The organism is Rhodoplanes sp. SY1 (genome assembly GCF_046000175.1).
Classification (GTDB): Bacteria; Pseudomonadota; Alphaproteobacteria; order Rhizobiales; family Xanthobacteraceae; genus Rhodoplanes.
Window position 1 is genome coordinate 52309 of record NZ_JBEOMB010000007.1, and the last position, 24000, is coordinate 76308.

General features: G+C 70.5%; 23 protein-coding genes. 3 read left to right on the plus strand and 20 right to left on the minus strand.

The annotated features are described in order from the left end of the window. Positions 1 to 12: 12 nt before the first annotated feature. The 3 genes from ABTU92_RS02270 to ABTU92_RS02280 all read right to left on the minus strand — a co-directional run bounded on the left by ABTU92_RS02270 (position 13) and on the right by ABTU92_RS02280 (position 4368). Positions 13 to 2697 carry an EAL domain-containing protein gene (locus ABTU92_RS02270; RefSeq protein ID WP_408087260.1) on the minus strand — a complete coding sequence of 895 codons (2685 nt, stop codon included), beginning with the start codon at positions 2695 to 2697 and terminating at the stop codon, positions 13 to 15. 181 nt (positions 2698 to 2878) lie between these two features. Further along, the gene (locus ABTU92_RS02275; protein WP_408087262.1) at positions 2879 to 3673 is read right to left on the minus strand and encodes a M15 family metallopeptidase; all 795 of its coding nucleotides are present in this window, start codon (positions 3671 to 3673) and stop codon (positions 2879 to 2881) included. 2 nt (positions 3674 to 3675) lie between these two features. After that, a complete protein-coding gene (locus ABTU92_RS02280; protein ID WP_408087264.1) occupies positions 3676 to 4368 on the minus strand; it encodes a DUF2848 domain-containing protein in 693 nt (230 codons plus the stop codon). A 259-nt stretch (positions 4369 to 4627) separates the two neighbouring features. On the opposite strand from ABTU92_RS02280, the gene fmt reads away from it, so the two are divergent. Next, positions 4628 to 5560: a methionyl-tRNA formyltransferase gene (gene fmt, locus ABTU92_RS02285; RefSeq protein WP_408087266.1), complete on the plus strand. Its 933-nt coding sequence runs from the start codon at positions 4628 to 4630 to the stop codon at positions 5558 to 5560. A gap of 13 nt (positions 5561 to 5573) precedes the next feature. After that, entirely contained in the window at positions 5574 to 6311 is a 738-nt protein-coding gene (gene truA, locus ABTU92_RS02290) for a tRNA pseudouridine(38-40) synthase TruA (protein ID WP_408087268.1), read from the plus strand. A 24-nt stretch (positions 6312 to 6335) separates the two neighbouring features. On the opposite strand, the gene ABTU92_RS02295 is transcribed toward truA, so the two are convergent. Continuing rightward, positions 6336 to 7787 carry an MFS transporter gene (locus ABTU92_RS02295; protein ID WP_408087270.1) on the minus strand — a complete coding sequence of 484 codons (1452 nt, stop codon included), beginning with the start codon at positions 7785 to 7787 and terminating at the stop codon, positions 6336 to 6338. Positions 7788 to 7928: 141 nt separating this feature from the next. Here ABTU92_RS02295 and ABTU92_RS02300 point away from each other — a divergent pair, with 141 nt between their 5' ends. Then, positions 7929 to 8879: a LysR family transcriptional regulator gene (locus tag ABTU92_RS02300; protein ID WP_408087272.1), complete on the plus strand. Its 951-nt coding sequence runs from the start codon at positions 7929 to 7931 to the stop codon at positions 8877 to 8879. Here ABTU92_RS02300 and dapE read toward each other — a convergent pair. The 16 genes from dapE to bchC all read right to left on the minus strand — a co-directional run bounded on the left by dapE (position 8836) and on the right by bchC (position 23919). Further along, positions 8836 to 9990, minus strand: coding sequence for a succinyl-diaminopimelate desuccinylase (gene dapE / locus ABTU92_RS02305; protein WP_408087274.1), 1155 nt, complete (start codon positions 9988 to 9990; stop codon positions 8836 to 8838). The genes ABTU92_RS02300 and dapE overlap by 44 nt on opposite strands. A gap of 4 nt (positions 9991 to 9994) precedes the next feature. Beyond that, on the minus strand, positions 9995 to 10447 hold the full coding sequence (locus ABTU92_RS02310; protein ID WP_408087276.1) for a DUF805 domain-containing protein: 453 nt from the start codon (positions 10445 to 10447) through the stop codon (positions 9995 to 9997). 37 nt (positions 10448 to 10484) lie between these two features. Further along, the gene (gene dapD / locus ABTU92_RS02315) at positions 10485 to 11330 is read right to left on the minus strand and encodes a 2,3,4,5-tetrahydropyridine-2,6-dicarboxylate N-succinyltransferase (RefSeq protein WP_408087278.1); all 846 of its coding nucleotides are present in this window, start codon (positions 11328 to 11330) and stop codon (positions 10485 to 10487) included. Between the two features lie 112 nt (positions 11331 to 11442). Continuing rightward, positions 11443 to 12180 (minus strand): pyrimidine 5'-nucleotidase, encoded by a 738-nt coding sequence (locus ABTU92_RS02320; RefSeq protein WP_408087280.1) that lies wholly within the window; start codon positions 12178 to 12180, stop codon positions 11443 to 11445. Between the two features lie 282 nt (positions 12181 to 12462). Beyond that, positions 12463 to 13524: a DUF1036 domain-containing protein gene (locus ABTU92_RS02325; protein WP_408087282.1), complete on the minus strand. Its 1062-nt coding sequence runs from the start codon at positions 13522 to 13524 to the stop codon at positions 12463 to 12465. A 287-nt stretch (positions 13525 to 13811) separates the two neighbouring features. Then, positions 13812 to 14597 (minus strand): heme oxygenase (biliverdin-producing), encoded by a 786-nt coding sequence (locus ABTU92_RS02330; RefSeq protein ID WP_408087284.1) that lies wholly within the window; start codon positions 14595 to 14597, stop codon positions 13812 to 13814. 389 nt (positions 14598 to 14986) lie between these two features. Further along, positions 14987 to 16036, minus strand: coding sequence for a photosynthetic reaction center cytochrome PufC (gene pufC, locus ABTU92_RS02335; protein WP_408087286.1), 1050 nt, complete (start codon positions 16034 to 16036; stop codon positions 14987 to 14989). A gap of 2 nt (positions 16037 to 16038) precedes the next feature. Further along, positions 16039 to 17013 carry a photosynthetic reaction center subunit M gene (pufM, locus tag ABTU92_RS02340; protein WP_408087288.1) on the minus strand — a complete coding sequence of 325 codons (975 nt, stop codon included), beginning with the start codon at positions 17011 to 17013 and terminating at the stop codon, positions 16039 to 16041. Between the two features lie 12 nt (positions 17014 to 17025). Continuing rightward, positions 17026 to 17850 carry a photosynthetic reaction center subunit L gene (gene pufL / locus ABTU92_RS02345; RefSeq protein WP_111356915.1) on the minus strand — a complete coding sequence of 275 codons (825 nt, stop codon included), beginning with the start codon at positions 17848 to 17850 and terminating at the stop codon, positions 17026 to 17028. A 125-nt stretch (positions 17851 to 17975) separates the two neighbouring features. After that, complete coding sequence (gene pufA, locus ABTU92_RS02350; protein ID WP_111356914.1) at positions 17976 to 18158, minus strand: light-harvesting antenna LH1, alpha subunit; 183 nt, start codon at positions 18156 to 18158, stop codon at positions 17976 to 17978. A gap of 15 nt (positions 18159 to 18173) precedes the next feature. Beyond that, entirely contained in the window at positions 18174 to 18377 is a 204-nt protein-coding gene (pufB, locus tag ABTU92_RS02355; RefSeq protein WP_111356913.1) for a light-harvesting antenna LH1, beta subunit, read from the minus strand. A gap of 125 nt (positions 18378 to 18502) precedes the next feature. After that, positions 18503 to 18739 (minus strand): hypothetical protein, encoded by a 237-nt coding sequence (locus tag ABTU92_RS02360; RefSeq protein ID WP_146618724.1) that lies wholly within the window; start codon positions 18737 to 18739, stop codon positions 18503 to 18505. Between the two features lie 102 nt (positions 18740 to 18841). Next, a complete protein-coding gene (gene bchZ, locus ABTU92_RS02365; protein WP_408087291.1) occupies positions 18842 to 20290 on the minus strand; it encodes a chlorophyllide a reductase subunit Z in 1449 nt (482 codons plus the stop codon). Further along, positions 20290 to 21957, minus strand: coding sequence for a chlorophyllide a reductase subunit Y (bchY, locus tag ABTU92_RS02370; RefSeq protein WP_408087293.1), 1668 nt, complete (start codon positions 21955 to 21957; stop codon positions 20290 to 20292). The genes bchZ and bchY overlap by 1 nt, the downstream gene beginning before the upstream one ends. Before the next feature lie 34 nt (positions 21958 to 21991). Beyond that, complete coding sequence (locus tag ABTU92_RS02375; RefSeq protein WP_111356910.1) at positions 21992 to 22981, minus strand: chlorophyllide a reductase iron protein subunit X; 990 nt, start codon at positions 22979 to 22981, stop codon at positions 21992 to 21994. Further along, a complete protein-coding gene (gene bchC, locus ABTU92_RS02380) occupies positions 22978 to 23919 on the minus strand; it encodes a chlorophyll synthesis pathway protein BchC (protein ID WP_408087390.1) in 942 nt (313 codons plus the stop codon). Before bchC ends, ABTU92_RS02375 begins: the two co-directional genes overlap by 4 nt. Positions 23920 to 24000 lie beyond the last annotated feature (81 nt).

A 24000-nucleotide genomic window follows, 5' to 3' on the forward strand; every position in this document is an offset into this window, starting at 1 on the left:
ATCGCGAAACGCTCAGCCGTGGTTGCTGCGCTCGCCGTTGCCGCGCCGCGAGAAGTCGATGCAGTCGGCCGGCTGCGGCTTGCTGAACAGATAGCCCTGGGCTTGGCTGCAGCCGGCCGCCTGGACGAGGCGGAACTGCTCCCACGTCTCGACGCCCTCGGCCGTGGTCTGCATGTCGAGGGCATGAGCGAGCCCGGTGACGGCGCTGACGATGGTGGCGCAGTCGGTGCGCTGCGTCATCTCGCTCACGAAGCCGCGGTCGATCTTGATCTTCGAGAACGGGAACTGGCGCAGATAGCTGAGCGACGAGTAGCCGACTCCGAAATCGTCGAGCACGATGTTGATGCCCAGCCCGGCGAGCTCGGTGAGCATGCCCGTGATGGCGGTGTTCTTCTGCAGCAGCACCGATTCGGTGATCTCGATCTCCAGCCGCGCCGGCGGCAGGCCGGCGGTCGCGAGGATGCCGCGCACGGTCGGCACCAGGCCCGGATCGCGGAACTGCACGGGCGAGAGATTGACGGCGACCTTGATGTGCGCCGGCCACGCCATCGCGTCCGTGCAGGCGCGGCGCAGGATCCACTCGCCGATCGCCATGATCATCCCGGTGTCCTCGGCGATCGGGATGAAGCGGTCCGGCGACAACGGCCCGAAGACGGGATGCTGCCAGCGCACCAGCGCCTCGACGCTGCAGGGCATGCGGGAGCCGACGTCGACGATGACCTGATAGTGGACGTCGAGCTCGCCGCGGGCGAGCGCGTTGCGCAGGTCGATCTCCAGCACGTGTTGCATGCGGGCCTGCGCATCCATCTCCATCTCGAAGAAGCGGATGCAGTGCCGGCCCGCCGCCTTGGCGCGGTAGAGCGCGAGGTCGGCGTTCTTGAGCAGCGTCGAGGTGTCGTCGCCGTCCTCCGGCGCGAGCGCGATGCCGGCGCTGATGCCGATGCCGATGCGGCTGCCGTCGATGTCGTAGGGGGCGCCGACGACTTCGAGCAGCGTCGTGGCGAGCTGCGCGGCGGCACCGCGGCGATCGTCGCCGCCCGGCATCAGGATGGCGAACTCGTCGCCGCCGAGCCGACCGACCGTGCAGTCCTCCGGCACGTGCTTGCGCAGGCGCTCGGCGACCGCCTTGAGCAGCGCGTCGCCGACCGGGTGGCCGAGCGAATCGTTGACGGCCTTGAACAGGTCGAGATCGAAGATGAACAGGGCGAAGCCTTCGCCCGTGTCGCGCAGCCGCGTGAAGGCCTCGTCCATGCGCTCGCTGAACAGCAGCCGGTTGGCGAGGTCGGTGAGCGCATCGTGGCGCGCCATGTGGGCGATGCGCCAGGCGGCGCGCTGGCGTTCGGTGACGTCCTCGTGGGTGGCGACCCAGCCACCGTCCGGCGTCGCCTGGTTGAGCACCGCGACGATGCGGCCGTCGGGCAGCTCGGTCTGGATGTAGATGCGGGTGCCGTCGCCGAGCCGGTCGAGCAGGCGGGACTGGTAATCCGTGATGTCGCCCATGAAGGTGCCGGCGGCGAGACGGCGGGCGAGCAGCTGCTCGAGCGTGATGCCGGGCGGCGCGTCGTAGGGCGTCAGCCCGTACATGCGCAGATAGCGCTCGTTGCAGATCACCAGGCGCTGCTCGCGATCGAACATGCACAGGCCCTGCGACATGTTGTTGAGCGCCGTGTCGAGCCGCGCATTGACCTGCTTGAGCTCCGCCGAGGTCGCGGCGAGCGAGGACTCCGAGCGGGTCAGCCGACGGAACTGGACGATCAGGGCCCGCAGCAGCATCACGGCGGACAACACCGCGAGCAGGGTGGCGACCGCGATCAGCACGGCGCGGCGGCGCCACGCCTCGAGCACCAGGTTCTCCGACACGGCGATGTCGACGACGAGCCGGAAGCGGTCGAGCGGCTGCACCGAGACCCAGCGCCGCTCCGGATCGAAATAGCCGCCCCCCCGGAACGAGCCCCCGCCGTCCGCCACCACGCGGTACCACGGCGAGGTCGCCGGCAGCCGCTCGCCGGCCCAGCGGCGCGGATCCGGGAAGCGGGCCAGGATGGTTCCGTCGGTGCGGACGAGCAGGAAGGTCCGGCCGGTCAGGCTCGCGATCGAGCGCCAGATCCGCTCGAAATAGGCGATCTCGAAACCGGCCGTGACGACGCCGAGATACTCGCCGCGATCGCTCACGATGGCCTTGCTGAAGTAGATCGTGGTCTCGCCGGTGACGCGGCTGACCAGCGGCGTGCTGACGAACAGCGAGTCGGACGGCTCGCCGCCGAAATGGGTCACGTACTCGCGGTCGCCCAGATTCATCGCGAGCGGCGGCCACGCCCGGGTGGTGTTGACGGTCTCGCCGTCGCGGTTGGTGATGGTGATGACGGCGCGACCGGGCAGCCGGCGGAGGCGATCGTTGAGCGTCTGGAACACCGCCTCGGAGCCGAAGTGGCGGCGGAACGCCTCCTCGCTGTCGATGCGCACCGCGGCGGCGCGCTCGCGAACCTCGTCGAGGATGTCGACGAGCGGCTCCACTGCTCCGGCGATCTGATCGCCGATCAGCAGGGCGATGTTCTCCGAGTCGCGCACCGATACGCGGATCGCGTCCGACCTGAGTCCCCAGACGGTCAAGCCGATCGCCAGCAGCCCGATTCCGATCAGGGCTCCGGCGACTGCGATCAGCGCATGGAACGGCAGAACGAGTCCGCGCGCCTTCATGTGGTCCCCACCGACAATCGCCCTATTCTGGACGGCGAAGGTGGAGGAATCGACTCAACTCCCGGTATTTTCTCGTCGGCCCTTACCGAAAGGTTAATCACGCGGGCGAGCCGGGCGAAGCCGGTATCCATCACCCGTCGCGGCATCGGACCGCCCGCCGTGCGATCGCGAAGGCGAGTTCTCACTTCACGGGAAAATCCCACGCGCGCAGCGGCGGTGTCGGCCCGCCATAGTCGAAGTGCCACCACTCGAGCCGGTAGTTGCGGAAGCCTTCCGCCGCCAGCGCACCGACCAGCCGGTCGCGATTCGCCCGCGCCGCCGGTGCGACGCGGGCGGCCGTCGCGCTCGCCGGGGCCGAGCAGTCGAAGGCCGTGCCCATGTCGAGGCTCGACTCGCGCGCCCGCTGCGCGAAGGGACCGTCGCACGGGCCGGCGTCGCGCGGCGTCGGCAGGTCGGGCTCGTCGGCCCGCACCAGGCCGACATCGACGGCGATGCCGAGCGAGTGGCGCGATCGCTTGGCGATGTAGCCGAGCGCGAACTGCTGCGACTTGTGGATGGCGGGCGAGAAGATCGGCGCCATGCGGTCGGGCTCGGGGCTCTGCGCCCACTCGACGAAGGCCCGCACCGCCCGCTCGGGCCGGTAGCAGTCGTACACCTTCAGCGAATAGCCGTCGGCCAGCAGGCGCGCCTGGGCGCGGGCGAGCGCCTCGGCGACCGGCCGCAGCAGGATGCATTCGCCGGCCAGATAGCCCGGCACGCGCCGTCCGGTGAAGTTGAACGGCCCGGCATACCGCATGTCCTGGCGAATCGAGGGATCGCGCTCGCGCAGCCGCACGAAGCCATCCGGCAGTCCGGCCGAGGGGACGGACGGCGACTGGGCCGCGGCCGGCGCGGTCGAGCCCGCTCCCGCGATCGCCGCCGCGATCAGGACGACCACCATCACGCCGACGAGAGACTCCGGCCGCCGCATCGGCATCGTCAGATCCCGGCCGGCAGCGCGACGACGTCGTAGGCGTGGACGATGCGCCGCTCGCGCTGCGGATCGAACAGCTCGTAGGCGAAGCGCGACGACGGGCGGATGCCGCCGATCGCCGCGAAGGTGCCGCAGTAGAGCGCCGTGCCCTCGGGCAGATCCTCGCGCCCCGCGAAGGCGCGCATCAGCTCGCCGGGCGGCAGGATCGCGGCGACGCTGCCTTCCTGATAGAGCCGCGTCTCGCCGTGCTCGACGATCCAGGAGCGCAGGATCAGCGCGTCCCAGTGGTCGGCGACGTCGTCGAAGGCCCACAGATCCGGGGCGATCGGCTTGTCGCACATCTGCTTCGCCACATGCGGCTCGCTGCGCTCCATGCGGCGATCGGTATGGTCGGAGCCGACCCCGACCCACAGGCCGCGGACGTCGCGCACCAGCACCACCTCGACCTCGCCCGACGACTCTGCCCCCACCACCTCGATGGCGTCCGCCGAGGTCAGCCGATGGGTGGAGATCCGCCGGAACTGCGGGGTCGAAGGCGGGCGCGGAATCCCGAGCGCCTCCATCTCGGCGACGCGCAGGTCGCGTCCGGTCGGGTCGCGGCTGGTCCACACCGCGATCACGACGGCGCGCAGGTCGATCGGGCGCCGGTCCATGGCGCTGCCGCTCAGCGTCCGGAAGGTCAGGGTCTCGGCAGGCATGTGGTCCTGTCCTGAATGCCGCCCGGGTGCGACCAGGGCCGTGCACGACGGCCGGCACGCCACCGCGGTCGCGGGCCACGTCCCCAGCAAACCATAGCCCGTCCCAAAAAGCGCCGACAACTAAGGGACGTTCCGGGTCGTGAACCGGACGATATGCCGGCACGCGCCGATGGTTACCGAATAGTGTCGGCACGGCTTGGCTTGCGGCATCCCGTTCGACTACGGTCGCGGCGCGCCGTTCCGGCGATTCGGGCTCGTCATGCCGCTCCGCCTCGTCTTCATGGGCACGCCGGACTTCGCCGTGCCGACCTTCCTCGAGATCGTCGGCCGCGGCCACGAGGTCGTCGCCGTCTACACGCGCGCGCCAAAGCCGGCCGGCCGCGGCATGGCGCTGCAGCCGACCCCGATCGAGGAGGAGGCGCGCCGGCTCGCGATTCCGGTGCTGACGCCGAAGACGCTGCGCAGCGAGGACGCGCAGGCGGCGTTCCGGGCGCACGAGGCCGACGCCGCCGTGGTGGTCGCCTACGGCTTGATCCTGCCCAAGCCGGTGCTCGACGCGCCGCGGCTCGGTTGCTTCAACCTGCACGCTTCGGCGCTGCCGCGCTGGCGCGGCGCCGCCCCGATCAACCGCGCCGTGATGGCGGGCGACGCCGAGACCGCCGTGATGGTGATGCGCATGGAGGAGGGTCTCGACACCGGCCCGGTCGCCATGGCCGAGCGGCTCGCGATCGCGCCCGACATGACGGCCGGCGACCTGCACGACGCACTCGCCCGGCTCGGCGCCGACCTGATGGCGCGTGCGCTCGCGGCGCTGGAGCGCGGCACCCTCGCGCTGACCCCGCAGGCCGACGCGGGCGTCACCTACGCGGCCAAGATCGAGAAGGCGGAGACCCGCATCGACTGGACGAAACCGTGGACGGCCGTGCACGACCACGCCCGTGGCCTGTCACCGTTTCCGGGCGCCTGGTTCGAGCTGCCCGAGGCGAAGGGGCCGGCCCGCATCAAGGTGCTGCGCACGACGCGCGGCGAAGGCTCGGGGCGGCCCGGCACCGTGCTGGATCACCGGCTCACGATCGCCTGCGGCGACGGGGCCGTGCGCATCCTGCAGCTCCAGCGGGCCGGTCGCCAGCCGATGACGGCGGACGAGTTTCTGCGCGGCACTGCGGTCGAACCCGGCACCGTGCTCGCGTGAGGGAAGACACATCATGCCGCGTTACAAGCTGACCATCGAATACAACGGCGCGCCCTTCGTCGGCTGGCAGGTCCAGCAGAACGGCGTCTCGGTGCAGGGCGTGCTGGAGGAGGCGTTCGCCGCCTTCGCGGGCGAGCCCGTGACCGTGAAGGGCGCCGGCCGCACCGACGCCGGCGTCCACGCGCTCGGCCAGGTCGCCCATGTCGATCTGGCGAAGCGCTTCGACACCGACACGGTGCGGGACGCGGCGAACGCCCATCTGCGGCCGCATCCGGTCGCGGTGCTCATGGCCGAGGACGCGGCCGACGACTTCGACGCGCGTTTCTCGGCGACCCGGCGCCACTACATGTATCGCATCGTCAACCGCCGGGCGCCGCTGGCGCTCGACGAGGGTCGCGCCTTCCGGGTGCCGAAGGCGCTCGACGTGCCGGCCATGCACGCGGCGGCGCAGCGGCTCGTCGGCCGGCACGACTTCACCACGTTCCGGGCGGCCGAGTGCCAGGCGCAATCGCCCGAGAAGACGCTCGACCGGCTCGACGTCGACCGCTCCGGCGACGACATCCTGATCACGGCGGTGGCGCGCTCGTTCCTGCATCATCAGGTGCGCTCGATGGTCGGCTCGCTGGTGATGGTCGGCGACGGCCGCTGGAGCGGCGACGATCTCTCCGCCGCCCTGACCGCGCGCGACCGCGCCGCCTGCGGCCCGGTCGCCCCGCCCGACGGCCTTTATCTGGTCGCCGTGGAGTATTGACGCGCGTAGCTCACACCCGTCGCCTCAGTCCGGCGCCGCGCCGCGCGCGATGCGGCCGACCGCGGCCATGCCGATCAGCGCCAGCGCGGCCAGCCCGGCGCCGACCAGGAAGGTGACGCGGAACCCGAGCGCGACCGCCGCGGGCGGCGCCGTGGCGATCTCGGGCGCGCCGGTTGCGGCCGCGAACACGGCCCCCATGGCGGACGCGCCGGTGACGAGGCCGAGATTGCGCGACAGGTTGAGCATGCCGGAGACGACGCCGCGCTGGTCGGCCGTCACCGCGGCCAGGACGGCGGTGTTGTTGGCCGCCTGGAACAGCGCGTAGCCGGCGGTGGCGACCGCGATCGCCGCGACGTAGCCGCCGATGCCGAGCCGCACCGGCATGGCCGCGAGGAGCGCCGCACCGACCGCCACGGCGAGAAGGCCGGCGAGCGTCGTGCGCGTCGCTCCGGCCCGGTCGACCAGACGGCCGGCCGGCACGCCCGTCGCCGCCGCGACCAGCGGCCCGACCGCCAGCACCAGGCCGATCGGCGCCGGATCGAGCCCGAACACGCGGGCGAGCTGGAACGGACCGACCACCAGGGTCGCCATCATCACGGTCGAGACCACGGCATTGCCGAACAGCGCAGCGCCGAGCCGCGGATCGGCGAGGAGCGCGGGCCGGATCAGCGGCGAGGCCGCCCGTCGCTCGACCGCTACGAACGCGACGAGGCCGACGGCCGCCGCGGCCAGCAGACCCGGCGCGAGCGCCCCGAGCGGGCCGCGCCCGAGCGTCACTGCGAGCGCATAGGCCGCAAGCGTCACGGCGAGCAGCAGCGTGCCGGCGACGTCGAACGCCGCGCTGTCGACCTTCGCGGTTGAGCGGTCGGCTGGCAGGTGGCGCGCCGCGAGCAGCATCGCGACGAGGCCGAGCGGCAGGTTGACGAGGAAGAGCACGCGCCAGCCGAAGCTCGTGATCAGGATCCCGCCGAGCGACGGACCGAGCGCCGTGCCGACCGCCGACATGGTGCCGAGCAGCCCCATGGCGCTGCCGATCCGCTCCTTCGGCACCGTGTCGGCGACCGCAGCGAGGGTGAGCGCCATCAGCACGGCGGCCCCGATGCCCTGAACGATCCGGGCGGCGATCAGCAGGCCGAGCGAGGGCGCGACCCCGGCGAGCACCGAGGCCACGGTGAACAAGGCGAGCCCACCGAGCAGCACGCGACGGCGCCCGATCGCGTCGCCGAGCCGGCCGGCGATCACGATCAGCGTGGTGACGGCGAGCAAATAGCCGAGCACGACCCACTGGACCGCCGCGAAGGAGGCGCCGAACGCGGCGACGAGCGTCGGCAGCGCGACGTTCGCTGCGCCGGCCCCGAGCGCGGCCAGCAGCATCGACAGCGACAGCGCCGCGAGCGCCCCGCGCGGCGCGGCGGGCCGCTCGGCTTCGGCCGGAACGGCGACGGCGGCAGTCTGGTCGAGCGCGACCTGTGTCATCACGATCTCCGGGGGGTGGCGGCAACGCGGCCGCGATCCCCCCAACCTAAGGGTCGCGGAGACATGGCGGAACGCGCATGCTCTGCATGTTATTCGTGCGCGAGACGCCACATATGGCGCGATCCGTGCTAGGCTCGACGCATGGCCCGCCCCGATCTCAATCTCCTCGTCACGCTCGACGTGCTGCTCGCCGAGGGCAGCGTCGCCCGCGCCGCGAAGCGGCTGCGGCTCAGCCCGTCGGCGATGAGCCGAGCGCTGGCGCGGCTGCGCGCCGCGACCGGCGATCCGCTGCTGGTGCGGGCCGGCCGCGGCTTGGTGCCGACCCCGCGGGCGGTCGCGCTGCGCGAACGGATCGGGCCGCTGGTGCAGGAGGCGGAGGCGGTGCTGCGTCCGGCCGAGGCGGTCGATCTCGCCACCGTGACGCGGACCTTCACGCTGCGGACCAGCGACGGCTTCGTCGACAATTTCGGTCCCGATCTGGTCGCCCGGATCGGCGCGCAGGCGCCGGGGGTGCGGCTGCGCTTCATCCCGAAGGCCGACCGCGACAGCGCGCTGCTGCGCGACGGCACCGTCGATCTGGAGACCGGCGTCGTCGCTGCGACGACGGGGCCGGAGCTGCGCGTCCAGACGCTGTTCCGCGACCGCTTCATCGGCGTGGTGCGGAAGGGCCATCCGCTGTGCCGCGGCGCGATCACGCCGGCGCGCTACGCCGCCGGCCGCCACATCCTGTTCTCGCGGCAGGGCCTCGGGAAGGGACCGATCGACGAGGCGCTGGAGCCGCTGGGGCTGGCGCTCGACGTCGCGACGATCGTCGGCGGCTTCGCCACCGCGCTGGCGCTGGCCCGCGCCTCCGACCTGATCGCCAGCGTGCCCGAGCGCCACACCGGCACGCTGCGCGACGGCATGCACAGCTTCGCGCTGCCGGTCCGGGTGCCGGAGTTCTCCGTGTCGATGCTCTGGCATCCGCGCATGGACGCCGACCCGGCGCACCGCTTCTTGCGCGCCTGCGTCCGTGACGCCTGCGCCGGACCGCGCGACGCGCCGCGCCTCAGCCGAAGTAGCGGGAAAAAATCTCGCGGTAGACGGCGGTGAGCGCGAGGAGGTCCGCCACCGGCACGCGCTCGTCGATGCCGTGCATCGAGGCGTTGACCAGGCCGAACTCGACCACCGGACAATAGTTCTTGATGAACCGCGCGTCCGACGTGCCGCCCGAGGTCGAGAGTTTTGCAGCGCGCCCGGTGACCGACGTGATCGCGTCGCCGACGAGCGTCACGAACGGCCCCGGCGCGGTGAGGAACGCATCGGCGTTGGACGGCTCCCAGTCGACGCGGAACCGCGCGCCCTGTGCGGCGGCCGTGGCGCGAGTCTCGATCAGATCGCGCAGCGTCGCTTGCGTGTGCAGATCGTTGAAGCGGATGTTGAAGCGCGCCCGCGCCTCGGCCGGGATCACGTTGACGGTCTTGTTGCCGACGTCGATCGATGTGAACTCGAGATTGGACGGGTCGAAGTGATCCGTGCCGGCGTCGAGCGGCTCGGCGAGCAGCGCCGCGATCATGCGCACGACGTGGCGCACTGGATTGTCGGCGAGATGCGGATAGGCGACGTGGCCCGGCGTGCCGGTGACGACCAGGGTGCCGTTCTGCGAGCCGCGCCGCCCGATTTTTATCATGTCGCCGAGCGCGTCCGGGTTGGTCGGTTCGCCCAGGATGCAGTGATCGAATGTCTCGCCGCGCTCCGCCGCCCATTTCAGGAGCTTCACGGTGCCGTTGACGGCGACGCCCTCCTCGTCGCCGGTGAGCAGGAAGGACAGCGTGCCCTTCGGCCGGCCGCCGTTCGCGGCGAGATGATCGAGCGCCGCGGCGAGCGCGCAGGCGACCGCGCCCTTCATGTCGACGGCGCCGCGGCCGTAGAGCACGCCGTCCGCCAACGCGCCGCCGAACGGTGGATACGTCCACCGCGACTCGTCGCCGGGCGGCACCACGTCGGTGTGGCCGGCGAAGACGAGATGCGGCCCGCCGCTGCCGATGCGGGCATAGAGATTCTCGACGTCCGCATGGCCGGGCTCGGAGAACACCGGCCGCTCGACCGTGAACCCGGCGCGCGACAGAACCTCGGCCACGTAGGCGAGCGCACCGCCTTCCGCCGGCGTCACCGACGGGCAGCGCAGGAGACTCTGGGCGATGGCGACGACGTCGGCCGGCATGGTGTCACTCCGCCCGCCCGTTGCCGCGCGGCCGACCGCTCGCCGGCACCGGTCCCCAGCGGTTCGGCCCCGGCGTGCCGGGCCGGAAGCCGAGGTCGACGATCAGGGCGAGGGCGAAGACCAGCCACGGTACGGTGAGCATCAAGAGGAGCGCGCTCGGCTCCTCCGAGGAGCCGGCGGCGCCGATCACGAACAGGAAGTCGATGACGACGCTGATCCCGAAGAACGCGGCGGGAATCGCGGTCGGCATGCCGCGGTCGTGGCCGCGCTTCGCCATGATGGCGAACTCGGGATAGCTGAAGGCGAGGCTGACGATCGAGGTGAGCCGCTCGCCCTCGATGGCGCCGGCGATCACGTGGCAGACGAGCTCCACGGCCATCACGGCGACCAGGGCGATCCAGAAGGTCTTGCGGCCGATGCGGCCGTCGAACCCGAACAGGACGTCATGCCAGCTCATGTCGTCCCCCACTGCGCCTGCGGCAGAGGCCGCGGCATCAGTCCCGCAAAAGCTCGTTGATCGAGGTCTTCGAGCGGGTCTTCTCGTCGACGCGCTTGACGATCACGGCGCAGTAGAGGCCCGGGCCCGGCGTGCCGTCCGGGAACGGCTTGCCCGGCATGGTGCCCGACACCACGACCGAATAGGGCGGCACCTCGCCCATGAACACCTCCCCGGTCGCCCGGTCGACGATCTTGGTCGAGGCGCCGAGATAGACGCCCATCGAGAGCACCGAGCCCTGGCGCACGATCACGCCCTCGGCGACCTCGGCGCGGGCGCCGATGAAGCAGTCGTCCTCGATGATCACCGGGCCGGCCTGCAGCGGCTCCAGCACGCCGCCGATGCCGGCGCCGCCCGAGATGTGGCAGTTCTTCCCGATCTGCGCGCAGGAGCCGACCGTCGCCCAGGTGTCGATCATGGTGCCGGTGTCGACATGGGCGCCGAGATTGACGAAGGACGGCATCAGCACGACGTTCGGCGCGATGTAGGCCGAGCGCCTGACGACACACCCGGGAACCGCGCGAAAGCCGGCGGCGCGGAACTGCGTCTCGCTCCAGCCGTCGAACTTGGACGGCACCTTGTCCCACCACACCGCCGCGCCGGGACCGCCCGGGATGACGGCCATGTCATTGAGCCGGAACGAGAGCAGGACCGCCTTCTTCAGCCACTGGTTGACCCGCCAGGCGCCGTCGGCCTGCTTTTCCGCGACCCGCGCCTCGCCGCAGTCGAGCAGGCGCAGCGCCCGGTCGACGGCGTCGCGCACCGCGCCCGTGGTGTCCGGGCCGAACTCGGCGCGGCGCTCGAACGCCTCGTCGATGGTCTTGGCGAGATCTGCATGCGACATGCGGCAATCCTCGAAAAATCGCAATGGCGGCCGCCTTGTCGGGGCAGGCCGGCCGTCTGTCAAGGGCGCGGGACCGGCGCGCCGCGCAGGTCGGCCGGTCGGGTGAGCCGCGCTACGGCAGCCGCTGCAGGAAGCCGGTGAGGTCGTCGGTGACGTGGTCGACATGGTCGGCGTCGTGGCCTTCCAGCTCCCAATATTCGCGGAACACCTCGCGGGTCTTCTCCGGCACCACCAGCACCGTGACCATGCCGAGCGTATGGGGCACCGCGAGGTTGCGGGCCAGATCCTCGAACAGCGCCGCCTTGGTCGGGTCGACGCCGTGGCGGGACAGGAACTTGTCGTAGACCTCGGGGAACGGCTTCGGCGACAGCTCGCCTGCGACGATGTCGAACACGTCCTCGAAGCAGTGATCGATCTCGAGCTTGGCCAGCACGGCGGCCGCGTGGCTTCGGGTGCCGTTGGTGAGGATCAGCTTGCGCCCGGGCAGGCGCTCGATCGCGGCGCCGAGCGCCGGGTTCGGCTCCAGCGGCGAGTGGTCGATCTCGTGCACATAGGCGAGAAAGTCGTCCGCCTTCATGCCGTGCTCGATCATCAGCCCGCGCATGCTGGTGCCGAAGCGCTTGTAGTAGTCCTTCTGCACCCGGAACGCCTCGTCGTGGGTGACGGCGAGAAAGCGCGCGATGTAGTCGCGGATGCGCACATCGACCTGCTGCCACAGGTTGAGGTGATGCGGGTAGAGCGTGTTGTCGAGGTCGAACACCCAGGTCTCGACATGGTCGAAACTCCGGGTGGCGGCGGCGGTTTCGGCGGCCGAGGCCGCGGCGGCGGGGCTGTCGGAGGCGCTGGACATGGCGCAGTGTTTAGCCCGATCGCCGCCGGGCGTCACGCCTCCCCGGCAACTCGTTCCGCTGCGCCGCCTCGGTCGAGGTCTCGTGTCCCGGGCGCGGCGCGCCGCGCCGCGAACCGGGACCCAGGAGCGATCGGGCGAGGGGCCTGCCGTGCCGCAAGTCGTGCGGCCCCTGGGCCCCGGCTCTGCGGCGCACGAGGCCGTGCATCGGGCGACGCGGTGCATCCCTTCAGAATGCGCCACCGGGGCATGGCCGTTCAGGATGCGCCCGCAGCGCATGGCGCCTCACTCGCGAAACCGGACCGTGGTCGCCGGTTGGGCGCCGAGGTCGATGGTGGCGAAGCCGGTGGCGTCGAGGCCCGCCGCGGCGCAGTCCTTGTGGTCGGAGAGCTCGAAGCGCGCCTCGCGGGTGCACAGGGTGGTGTCGCCGCCCCAGGAGAGCCGCCCGGTGCCGGTGCCGCCCCGCACCGGCTGGCCGTCGCGGTCGACCGCCTCGCCGAAGCTGTAGAGCCGGCGCGGCCTGCCTTCGAGGTCGGGTCGCAGGCACTTGCCGGGCTCGATCCGGTACCAGCCGCGGGCGACGATGCCGCGCTTCTCGTCGGTGCCGACGGCGGCCAGCACGGCGTAGCGGGTGTCGTTGCACCAGGAGAAGCCGGTGGCGGCCGGCTGCTGGACGGTCTCGATCAGCCGGTCGAACAGGTCCGGCGCGTCCTTGGCCTGCGCGCCGAGCCCGCGGTCCTTGAGAAACTGGGCGATGGCCGCCTCGGTCTTCGGGCCGGCGACGCCGTCGACCGGGTTGGCGTCGTAGCCGGCCATCACCAGGAGGCGCTGGATGCCGGCGAGGCGGGCCTGCTCCTCGGAATACTCGGCCTCCTCGGCGAGCGCCGCGACGAGGCCGGCGGCACCGCCCGCGGCGCCGCCCGCGACGACGCCCGCGACGACGCCCTCTTGGGTCTCGGAGGGCTTCACGGCGGTGAAGCGGGCGAAGCGCTGCGGCGGCCGGCAGGCGCGCGCCGCCGCGATGACGAAGTCGCCGTCGGCGATGCACAGGTCGGCGTGGCCGCTCTGCGGCTCGGGCGACGGGCCATAGACCGGCAAGGCACGGGCATGGAGAAAGATCTGCTCGGCCTCGACCGTGCCCTGAAGCACCACCCGGCACTGGCCGGGATCGAGCCGGAACCAGCCGCGCGTCGCCGTCGCGCCCTTCTCCTCCAGCCCCAGCGCCGCCTCGACCACGAAGCTGAGCCGGTTGCAGATTTTCAGGTCGGCCCGGGCCGGGCCGGCGGCCGCGAGCGCCGACAGCGCGAGCGCAGCGGCGCCCATGGCAGTCGCACCCTTGCTTCGCATGGCGCTCCTCCGGGCCGGATGATTCGATCTCGGAAGAAGGGATGAATGGCCGGCGTCGCGAGGGCAAGGGCAGCGTTCGGGCGCCGATCCCGGTCGGCCGGCAGCCTCCGCGTTCCCGGGCTCCCCACCGCCCTGCTGCTCCCGCACGCGGACGAGACGCCGCCGCGGCCGCGCCGCCGCGAGGAGGAAGATCGCCGCGTCCCCACCGGCGCCCGGGCGCGCGCCCAGGACCGTCGCTCCGCCCGCTCCCACGGGACCGGGCGGCGCGGGATCGACGCGTGGCGCCCCTAGTCCACGGGCGCCGGCGTGCCGGCGCGGGCCGCAGCGCCGCCGGCGGCCGCCTGGACGGCCCAGAACAGCGCGATGTTGAGGCGGAACGCCCGCATCGCCTCGGCCAGGATCGCGTCCGGCCGGTCGGTCTCGTAGGCGGCGCGGTCGATCGCCGCCCGGTATCCATCCTTGTAGGCGTCGAGATCGCCGATCGCGGCGAACCGGTAGATGTTGCGCTTGTCGGCGTCGAGCCCGAGCGTGCGGGCCAGCACCTGGCTGACCGTCTGGCCGCCGCTGAGATCGCCGAGGTAGCGCGTGTAGGCGTGGCCGATCAGGCCGACGCCGTCGCCGTCGGCCGACGCCGTCACGGCCTCGGCATAGGCGCGGCCCTCCGGCAGCAGCGGCACGGCCGCGGCCGCCGCGGAGCCGCCGCAGAGATTCTCGAGATCGAGCGCGATCGCGCCGGCCCGGAACACCTCGTCGCGCACGACGTGGCGGACCGCGGGCGTCGCGCGATGGCGGTCGAGGCCACGCTCGATCGCCTCGTAGACGGCGTGCAGGTTGCGCAGCAGCAGCGCATAGGCGGCCCGGCTCGAGCGGCCGCGCACGATGTCGCTGATCGCCCCGGCCTTCTCGGCCCGGCGGTGGAGCGGCGCCGTCACCTCGCGCAGCGCGTTCGACAGGCCGATGCGGCGGATCTCGTCGGCGTTCGGCGACGGCACGGCGCCGGCGGCCTCGTCGGGGACTCTCGCGTCGCGATCGCCGGCAGGCGGGTCGGCGGGGACATCGGAACGTTGCGTCATGCGGCCTCCGGACACGGCGCCGACTAGACGTCAGGCAGCCCGGGAAATCAATGTCGGGAGCGCCGGGGCCGCGTTGCAGGAACCGCGGAACGAGGACACGGCGGAGACGACACCGCGAGCGGACGCGCGGGAGCTCCGGTCCCGCCATCCTCGCCGGTCACGCGCGCGAGGCACGTCGGCGTCGGAGCCGCGAGGCCAGGGCGCGGCAGGCCCGCACCGGGGCACGGGCACGTGGCAGTGGCAGTGGCAGTGGCACGTGGCAGTGGACCTTGGGGCCGAAACGAAATCGGCGTCGTCGGCCGAAAAGGTCGACGACGCCGGTCACGCTGCGGTCCGCCGCATCGCCGGCGAGCCGCCCGTGGGCGACCCGCATGGCCATGCTCAGTCGCTCACTTCGCCGCCGGAGCGGCAGACGCCGTCCGCGCCGGAGCCGGCCCGACCAGGATCGGATAATCCTTGATCATGTTGGCGCCGTAGAGCGGCTTGTAGACGCCTTCGTGGCAGGTGGCACAGTTCACTTTCGCGACGTCACCCGTCGGACCGAGGCGGTTCGCCGGGAACTGCGGGGTGAGCGGCTCGAGGAATTGCGTGTTGATGTCACGCGTCATCCGGATGCCGTACCACGCGGTGGTGCGTTGCGGAGTGCTCTGGTCCCAGTCGAAGAAGGACCGCGAGTTGTGGCAGTACGTGCAATTGACCCCCAGGCCCTTCGAAATGTGCATCATCAGGCTGTAGGTCCATTCCGTCTGCTTGATCGACGCCCGGTTGCCCGCCGGGAGCGCCGTACCGGACAGAACCCGGATGTCCTTCCCGTCCTTGATGAAGGGCGTGAAGGGGTCGACCGGGAGGGCCGTGATGCCACCCGCCGCCGAGGCGACGTTCTGACCGGCGCGATTGCCGGCCTGGCCCTGCGCCGTCCGCGGTGCGTCGAAGTACCAGACGCTCGCCGGGACGGGCTGGCCGCGATGGCAAGCCCAGCAGGTGACGCCCGTGTCGGCCACGTGCGTCTTCCAGCTTCCGTTGATGTACCGGACCATCTCCAGCATGCGCCGGGAGACGATCTTGGTGTACGGGCGATCCGCGGCGAGATCGTTCTCGTCGTGGCAGTAGGCGCAGCCCTGATCGGGCGACACCCAGGTCGTCATGTCCGTCATCAACCGCAGGAACTCGTTGGCGTCCATGTCGCCGAGCACCTTGAGGTTGGTGTAGACCTGCGAGGCCTTCTGGCCGGCCGGGTCGGTGGCCGGAGCCGGCTCTGGCAGCTGATTGGCTCTCACCTTCGCCCGGTCGACCCGCGGATTGGAGTTCTCCTCCATCGCGAGCCCGCGATAACCGCGCTGAACGCTGTCCACCGGTGGGAACTCGAAAGCGTAGACCACCAGGAGGAGAGCGAGGGCTGCGGAGATCCCGGCCAGCATTCGCATCGCAAAGACGCTCATGACTAGCCTCCAGGAATCAGGTTGGGGTCGACGACCGGCGGGAACACCGCGGGATACATCGGTGCCACGCCGTGCTTGACGGCCCAGAGATACCAATTGTCGACCACCGTGCCGGTCAGCAGAATACCGATGCCGCCCGTCAGGGTGACCAGGACCGCGAACCACCAACCCCAACGGTGGATCGACTCCGCCGTGGCGTTGAAGCCCATGGTCCAGCGCCAGAACAGCGCCGCCCGCTCGTATGCGGTGCCGCGATCGACGATCTGCTCGACCTCCCGCTCACCCCCGAAGTGACTCACGGCCAGGATGGTCGCGCCGTGCATCGCGAAGAGCACCGCCGAGCCATACAGGAACGCGATCGAGAGCATGTGGAAGGGGTTGTAGAACAGATTGCCGTAGCGGATCGAGAACGCCGCCGTCCAGTCGAGATGCGGGAAGATCCCGAACGGAACGGCCTCCGCCCAGCTTCCCATCAGGATCGGACGGAAGAAGCCGAGCGACAGGTACAGGAAGATCGCCGACGCGAACGCCCAGGCGAGATGGGTTCCCATCCCGAGAACGCGCGCGCGTTGATAGACCCGCACCCACCAGAGGAGGATCGAGAGCGTCAGGAAGAACCCCGCCATCAGCCACCAGCCGCCGTCGTTGAGCGGCGGGATCTTGAGGCCGTAGGCGGGCGGCGGCGGCTCGAGAGCCAGCCACGGAAGCTGCCGGACGAACTGGATCGGATCCCAGTTCACCGAGGCGAACATGTTCAGCCCGATGATCTCGAAGGCGATGAAGCCGCAGAGCAGCGAGAAGATGCCAGTCCAGCCCAAATAGATCGGGCCGACCTGGGCATCGCCGAGCTTGCCCAGCCAGTAGGAGTGGAAGCTCTGGCCGCCCACCCTGTGCCCGTCGGAGCCTTCCAGGGGCACGCCGGCATAGCCGGGGCCTCTGATCTGCACCTGGGTAAAGATGTTCTGATACTCAGCCATGTGAGCCCCCTCCTAACGCCAGATCGGGAGGTCGAGCCACCAGCTCCACCACTCAGGCCAGCCGCGCGTCCAGAACGGGCCGCTGATGATGATGCAGACGGCGCTCCAGAACGCTGCACTGACCGCGAGGAACAGGCCGAGGCGATGAATGCCGAGCGTGCCGATCGAGTAGCCGACGGTGTCCCGGAAGATCGTGTTCTCGTGTTCCGCGCCCTTCACGATCTCGCCCTTCCTGGGATTGGCGGCCGAGACGATCAGGGATCCGTGCATGGCGAGCGCGAGCGCGTTCGTGAAGAAGAACGTGATCGCGATGCAATGCGCCGGATTGTAGTGGAAGTGCAGGTACTGGTACCCGACGTTCGACACCCAGTCGAGATGGCTCATGATGCCGTAGGGGAAACCGTGCCCCCAGGCGCCCATGAGCAACGGCCGGATGACGACCAAGGCGACATAAGCGAAGATGGCAAAGCCGAACGCGACCGGGATGTGGAGACCCATGCCGAGCTTGCGGGCGATTTCCGCCTGGCGCAGCGCCCAGGAGCAGAACGCGCCCAGCGCGCACACGGTGATGATCTGCCACAGCCCTCCTTCCTTGAGCGGCGCGAGCGTCAGCCCGTAGCTCAAGTCCGGCGGTGCGATGTTGATCTGCCAAATGTTCCAGGTCGGCCCGAGGGCCGCGCCCCAAATGATGAGTGCCGTGCCGAGGAAGGTAAAGAAAACCGTCGTGACTCCGAAGAAGCCGACATAGAACGGCCCCACCCAGAAGTCGAAGAGGTCCCCGCCGATCAGCGTACCTCCACGGACGCGGTATTTTCGTTCAAAACTGAGCATGGCCATTGTTGGGATCCCCCGATCGACACCGGCCGGCAGGCTCGAGCACGGCCTGCCTGCTCATTGCACATCGGCGGCGGACGGGCCGAGCAGAGTGCCGAGGCCGCGTCCGCCGTCCTTCCTGATCGCTGTTACTTCGCCGGCAGCGGAGCATTCTGGGCCGCCGCGGCGGGCTTCGCACGCGGGGTCTCCAGCCAGTTGAAGCGGTCGGTGCTGAGCAGGATGAAGTGGATCAGCAGCGCCAGACCGAACAGGAACGTGAAGAGGGCGACCAGCGTCCGACGCGGATCGAAAAGAAGCCAAGCTTGCCACATTGTTCTTCTCTCCTATTACGACAGGTACGAGGCCATGTGGCTGACCGCCACGTTCACGCCGTCGACCAGCGAGGCGTTCTTCGCCCACGGGCGCCACATCCACGCGAGGACGTGAGCGATCGCGGCGACGACGACGAAGCCCATGAAGCTGGAGACGAAGACGCTGTGGAACTCCTTCGCTTCTGCTTCTGACAGGCCGGACAGAGACTTATCAGCCATGGAGATACTCTCCGATGAATGGCCTTGCGGCCGTTACCGCGCCCATCCCGCGCGGCTTGGGAAGTCGTGGCGAGCCACGACGATCTGTCGCCCGGCAGCGTCGGGCGAAGCTCTTGGAAAGGCCGTCATCCCATGAAGGCGAACGGGACGTACTTGCAGGCCGCCGCACGGGCTTCGGCGATGACGGACCGGTCACCGGTCGCCTGGCTCATGCGCGACGCGCGCTGCAGGAGTCGACGTCCGATGGCTTCCAGCAGGAAGGCCACGAAGGCCGCCGCGAAGATCAGACGATAGTCCATCGTCTCCTTCGCCGAGTGGCCCGCCAAGAGGCGCTGCGACAGGCGCTCCGTTCCCTCAGCCATGAGCATACCCTCCTGTTGAATGATCGACCGCCGGCGCGATCCGCGCACGGCGTGAATCGGTTGATGAAATGACGAGGCGCGACGTCGGGCGGGAGAGCGCGATCATACGGTCTCTCCCATCGCCACGGCGTCGATGCCGAGAACACGCGACTCCGTCACCCGCTCCTCGCCGGCCGCCCGGGCACTGCGCTCGGCCGCGTCGCGCAGACGCTTGGCGGCCGAGATGCGCACCAGCACGGGCTGCCGCTCGACCAGACGGTCGAGCGCCCGTTTGGCGGCGTCCTCCCACGGCAGCTCGCGGTGCAGGCGCGACGGCGTCGCCTCCACCTTGTCCAGTGCGGTGCCGAGCGGAAGGATGTGGAAGAGTGCGTCGAACAGCGCGTTGCAGACCTCCTGGATCAGGTAGGTCGCACCCGCGTAGCCCATGAACGGCGTGCCGGTGTGGCGCCGTACGATCGCCCCCGGGAACGAGGCCGGAATGAAGGCGGCGCGGCCGCCGATCTCGGCCAGATACATGCGTTCGTTATAAGATCCGAACAGGACGAGCGGGGTCTTCTCGTGGATCGCCTTGCGCACCGCCGCGTTGTCGGGCTTCACGCCGGCCGAGCGGGCGACCGCGAAGTGACACGGCAGGCCCATCTCCTCCTCAAGGAAATGGCGCACGCCCCGGGCGTAGGTCTCGGTCGCGACGATGCCGAAGCTCGCCGTGCCGAAGAAGTCCTGTGTCACCGAGCGCCACAGATCCCACAGCGGCTTCACGGTGGTGTGCAGCTCGCGGGCGATGAACGGCTCCGGATCGAGGCCGAGGAGCTCGCCCAGCGTGCGCAGGAACTTGGTGGTCGAGTGCAGGCCGATCGGCGCCTGCAGATAGGGACGCTCCAGCGTCTCGCACAAGAGCCGGCCGAACTCGCGATACATGCAGACGTTCACGTCGGCGTCGGCGAGCCGCGGGATGTCGGCGAGATGCGTGCCGAGCGGGAACACCAGGTTCACCTCGGCGCCGATGCCCTCGACCAGGCGGCGGATCTCGGCCAGATCGGACGGCATGTTGAAGGTGCCGTAGCAGGGGCCGACGATGTTGACGCGCGGCTTCTCGCCGGGCTGGCGCGGCTTGCGGTCCGGCACCTTCCTGGAGCCGTACTCGCTCCACAGCCACGCCATCGCGCGGTTGGCGCTCTGCCACTGGTCCTCGTCGATGGTGCGCGGCAGGAAGCGCTTGATGCCGGTGCCTTCGGGCGTCACGCCACCGCCGATCATCTCGGCGATCGAGCCGGTGACCACGACGGACGGCAGATCGGGATCGAGCACCTTGTGGGCGCGATGCATGGCGCCTTCGGTGCCGTGCTTGCCGAGCTCTTCTTCCGACAGGCCGGTGACGACGACGGGCAGCTCGTGCGGCGGCAGCGCGTCGGTGTAGTGCAGCACCGCGGTGACCGGCAGGTTCTCGCAGCCGACCGGGCCGTCGATGATCACCTGCAGGCCCTTGACGGCCGTGAACACGTAGACCGAGCCCCAGTAGCCGCCCGCGCGATCATGATCGAGGAGGAGCATCAGATCATCTCCTCCGCCTTGCGCTTCTTGGCCTGCGCGGCGAGCTGGCGCCGCACCTTCTCGCGGAACTCCGGCCGCGCCTTCGGCACGTCCTCGTGGACGCCGGCCGTGTCGCCCGCGCCAACGCCGCGGAACAGCTCGGTCATCGCGTCGAAGCGCGCCTTGTTGGCCATCGCGGTGTTGACCACGACGGCGAGCGAGCCGGCGCCGGCGACGCCCATCAGGGGCCGCGCCGAGATCAGGTTGGTGAAGTAGAGGGCCGGGATGCCGTGCTGCTTGGCGTGCTGGACGACCGGCGTCGTGCCGATCGCGAGATCGGGCGCGAAGGCGTCGACGGCCGCGATGTCCTGCTCGAGCGAGGCGCGGTACTGCACCTTGACGCCCTTGGCCTCGAGCCACGCCCGGTCGCTCTCCGACCAGCGGGTGCGCGGGCAAGCCGTGCCGACGTAAGGCACCTCGGCGCCGCTCTCGATCAGCAGCCGGGCGACCAGCAGCTCGGAGCCCTCGTAGCCCGACACCGTGATGCGGCCGCGCACCGGATTGGCGGCGAGCGCGCCCGCGATGGCGGGCAGCATCCGCGCCTTCGCGGCGTCGACCTTGTCGGCGGCGACGCCGCAAGCCGCGCCGATGGCGTCGAGCCAGGCCGCCGTGCCGTCGACGCCGACCGGCGCCGAGCCGACGATCGGCCGGCCGGCCGTCTCGAACTCGCGCAGCGAGGCCGTGTAGAACGGATGGATGGCGGCGACCGCGGCGCAGTCGAGCGCCGCATAGAGCTCGCGCCACTCGCGGGTCGGCACGACGGGGCCGGCGGCGAGCCCGAGCGGCTCCAGCATCATGCCGATGCCGATCGGATCGGCCGGGAACATTTCTCCCAACAGCGTGATGGTCGGCTTTTCGCTACGACCACCGCGCGGCGCCTGAACGGGCCCCTGCTCCGCCTCGTTGCGGGCATAGGCCAGCATCGCGCCGGCGAGCACGTCCTTCGCCTCGGCGTGGGTCGGCACGCCGAAGCCGGGCACGTCGATGCCGATGACGCGGACGTCGTTGATGGTCTTGGGCAGGAGTTGCAGCGGCACGCCCGACGCGGTCGGGACGCACAGATTGATGATCACGACGGCGTCGTGCAGGGCCGGATCGGCGAGCTTGAAGACCGCCTCGTGGATGTCCTCGAACAGCTTGCCGGTGACCAGCGTCTCGGAGTTGAACGGGACATAGCCGACGCTGCGCCGCGCGCCGTAGAAGTGCGACGTGAAGGTGAGCCCGTAGACGCAGCAGGCCGAGCCGGACAGCACCGTCGCGGTGCGCCGCATGCGCAGGCCGACGCGCAAGCTGCCGAAGGCCGGGCACATCGACTGGGGCTGATCGTGCGGGCCGACCGGATAGTCGGCCGCGTAGCGGTCGAGCGTCTCGGTCTTGCCGGCGGCGGCCGCCGCCTTGCGCATCTCGTCGACGCCGGCGTGACAGCCGACCGCGCCGTCGGTCGCCTCGGCGCCGGACACGCCCGTGCCCGAGACACTCGCGTCCGAGGCCCCCGCGACCGGCGCGGCGCCGATCGGCGCCGCGTCGGTCTGCGTCGCGTTCGTGAGCGTCACGGCCGCGGTGGTGTCGTACACCACCTCGGTGCCGGCGCTGGTCGCGACTGCGGTTTCGGGTCGGCTCGACGTCATGATGAAACGCTAAGTCTCCGGTCCGGGTAATGTCTCAGACGGTGTCGTAAATCACTTCGAGCGAGGGCTTCGGCGCGAAGCTGCCGCCGCGCATGTCTTCCTGGGTCGCCGGCATCAGCACCACGTCGCGGCCGACCGTGTCGCTCGAGAACAGGCCGAGCAGCGCGTCCTGCGACAGCGGCTTCGGCCGCTGCGGCGGCGCCTCGGCGACGTTGGTCGCGAGCGCCTCGAACAGCGGCGCCCATTCGGTGCCGGGCCGGCCGACGATCTGATAGGCGGCGCTCTTGCGGCGGATGTCCTCGTTTGCGGGAATCGCGGCGAGCACCGGGATGCCGGCCTTCTCGGCGAAGGCCTTCGCCTCGCCGGTGCCGTCGTCCTTGTTGATCACCATGCCGGCGACGCCGACATTGCCGCCGAGCTTGCGGAAATACTCCACGGCCGAGCAGACGTTGTTGGCGACGTAGAGCGACTGCAGATCGTTCGAGCCGACCACGATGACCTTCTGGCACATGTCGCGGGCGATCGGCAGGCCGAAGCCGCCGCACACCACGTCGCCCAGGAAGTCGAGCAGCACGTAGTCGAAGCCCCACTCGTGGAAGCCGAGCTTCTCCAGCGTCTCGAAGCCGTGGATGATGCCGCGCCCGCCGCAGCCGCGCCCGACCTCCGGGCCGCCGAGCTCCATGGCGAACACGCCGTCGCGCTTGAAGCAGACATCGGAGATCGTGATCTCCTCGCCGGCCAGCTTCTTCTTGGACGAGGTCTCGATGATGGTCGGGGTGGCGCGGCCGCCGAACAGGAGCGAGGTGGTGTCGCTCTTCGGGTCGCAACCGATCAGCAGGACGCGCTTGCCCTGCTGGGCCATCATGTAGCTGAGATTGGCGAGCGTGAAGCTCTTGCCGATCCCGCCCTTGCCGTAGATGGCGATGATCTGGGTCGCCTTCGACGACGACGTCGGCACCGGATCGGGCTCGATCGCGGCTTCGGCGCGCAGGTGGGCGGGGTCCATCGGCATCGGGGCGTTCATGCGTACCCTCTCCAGTCAAGGATCATCTTGAGGCAGGCCGGATCGGTGAACGCGGTGCGGTACGCGTCGGGCGCGTCCGCGGCGGCGCAACGATGGGTGATGAGACCGTCGAGGGACAAACGCCCCGTCTCGACCAGGTTCTTCACGGCGACGAGATCCGGCTCGCGCCATTCGGCGGCGACCCGGAGGGAGATCTCCCGCATGAAGGCGGGCGGAAACGCGAAGCCGAGCGGCTCGCTGTAGAAGCCGGCGAGCACGACCTCGCCCTTCGGCGCGAGGCGCGCGATCAGCGTGTCGAGCAGCTTGGAGTCGCCCGAGACGTCGTAGATCGCCTTGTAATCACGGCGCGGATCGTCGGCCGGGTCGACCACCCGGTAGCCCTGCGCGCCCTTCGCGCGACCGGCGTCGCGCTCCCACACCGTAGGCGGCTCCCCGCCCGCCAGCACCGCCAGTCGGGCGAGGAGACGACCGAGGACGCCGTGCCCCACGACGAGATCGGGAGGCGTCCGTTCGGCCCCCGCCATGGCGTGATACGCAGTCGCGGCCAACGCCATGAGGACGCCTAGCTCGTTCAGATCGTCGGCGATGGGCAGCGCCTTGGCGCCCGGGACCACGACCCGGCGCGCGGCGCCGCCGAACAGCCCGCGGACGTCACCGAAGCAGCGCGCGCCCGGCACGAACACGCGCTCGCCGACCCGCCGGCCCGAGCGCTCGCCCGCCGACGTGACGCGACCCACCGATTCGTATCCAGGCACCAGAGGATAACCGAGCCCCGGAAACGGCGGCATCCGCCCCGACCAGAGCAGACGCTCCGTACCGGTGCTGATCCCGCTCCAGTCGATGTCGACGACCACATCCTCGTCACCGGGATGCGTGAGGTCGAGACGACTGAGAACGAGGCGTTCGGGTTCCTCTAGGACGACCGCAACTGTGTCCATGACGTCTCCGAGCCACACCGCAAGGAGGCTTAAACACCGACTTGGAGTGTCAGCCTACGCTTACTGCCCCCTATGTCAAGT

Coding starts and splice junctions, on each gene's coding strand:
- dapD (WP_408087278.1), bottom strand. CDS start 11,330: ATGTCGCATGCAGATCTCGCCAAGACCATCGACGAGGCGTTCGAGCGC.
- fmt (WP_408087266.1), top strand. CDS start 4,628: ATGCCGCTCCGCCTCGTCTTCATGGGCACGCCGGACTTCGCCGTGCCG.
- ABTU92_RS02320 (WP_408087280.1), bottom strand. CDS start 12,180: ATGTCCAGCGCCTCCGACAGCCCCGCCGCCGCGGCCTCGGCCGCCGAA.
- ABTU92_RS02325 (WP_408087282.1), bottom strand. CDS start 13,524: ATGCGAAGCAAGGGTGCGACTGCCATGGGCGCCGCTGCGCTCGCGCTG.
- bchY (WP_408087293.1), bottom strand. CDS start 21,957: ATGACGTCGAGCCGACCCGAAACCGCAGTCGCGACCAGCGCCGGCACC.
- ABTU92_RS02300 (WP_408087272.1), top strand. CDS start 7,929: ATGGCCCGCCCCGATCTCAATCTCCTCGTCACGCTCGACGTGCTGCTC.
- dapE (WP_408087274.1), bottom strand. CDS start 9,990: ATGCCGGCCGACGTCGTCGCCATCGCCCAGAGTCTCCTGCGCTGCCCG.
- pufM (WP_408087288.1), bottom strand. CDS start 17,013: ATGGCTGAGTATCAGAACATCTTTACCCAGGTGCAGATCAGAGGCCCC.
- ABTU92_RS02310 (WP_408087276.1), bottom strand. CDS start 10,447: ATGAGCTGGCATGACGTCCTGTTCGGGTTCGACGGCCGCATCGGCCGC.
- ABTU92_RS02295 (WP_408087270.1), bottom strand. CDS start 7,787: ATGACACAGGTCGCGCTCGACCAGACTGCCGCCGTCGCCGTTCCGGCC.
- pufB (WP_111356913.1), bottom strand. CDS start 18,377: ATGGCTGATAAGTCTCTGTCCGGCCTGTCAGAAGCAGAAGCGAAGGAG.
- ABTU92_RS02280 (WP_408087264.1), bottom strand. CDS start 4,368: ATGCCTGCCGAGACCCTGACCTTCCGGACGCTGAGCGGCAGCGCCATG.
- pufL (WP_111356915.1), bottom strand. CDS start 17,850: ATGGCCATGCTCAGTTTTGAACGAAAATACCGCGTCCGTGGAGGTACG.
- ABTU92_RS02360 (WP_146618724.1), bottom strand. CDS start 18,739: ATGGCTGAGGGAACGGAGCGCCTGTCGCAGCGCCTCTTGGCGGGCCAC.
- truA (WP_408087268.1), top strand. CDS start 5,574: ATGCCGCGTTACAAGCTGACCATCGAATACAACGGCGCGCCCTTCGTC.
- bchZ (WP_408087291.1), bottom strand. CDS start 20,290: ATGCTCCTCCTCGATCATGATCGCGCGGGCGGCTACTGGGGCTCGGTC.
- ABTU92_RS02330 (WP_408087284.1), bottom strand. CDS start 14,597: ATGACGCAACGTTCCGATGTCCCCGCCGACCCGCCTGCCGGCGATCGC.
- ABTU92_RS02270 (WP_408087260.1), bottom strand. CDS start 2,697: ATGAAGGCGCGCGGACTCGTTCTGCCGTTCCATGCGCTGATCGCAGTC.
- pufA (WP_111356914.1), bottom strand. CDS start 18,158: ATGTGGCAAGCTTGGCTTCTTTTCGATCCGCGTCGGACGCTGGTCGCC.
- ABTU92_RS02375 (WP_111356910.1), bottom strand. CDS start 22,981: ATGAACGCCCCGATGCCGATGGACCCCGCCCACCTGCGCGCCGAAGCC.
- ABTU92_RS02275 (WP_408087262.1), bottom strand. CDS start 3,673: ATGCCGATGCGGCGGCCGGAGTCTCTCGTCGGCGTGATGGTGGTCGTC.
- bchC (WP_408087390.1), bottom strand. CDS start 23,919: ATGGACACAGTTGCGGTCGTCCTAGAGGAACCCGAACGCCTCGTTCTC.
- pufC (WP_408087286.1), bottom strand. CDS start 16,036: ATGAGCGTCTTTGCGATGCGAATGCTGGCCGGGATCTCCGCAGCCCTC.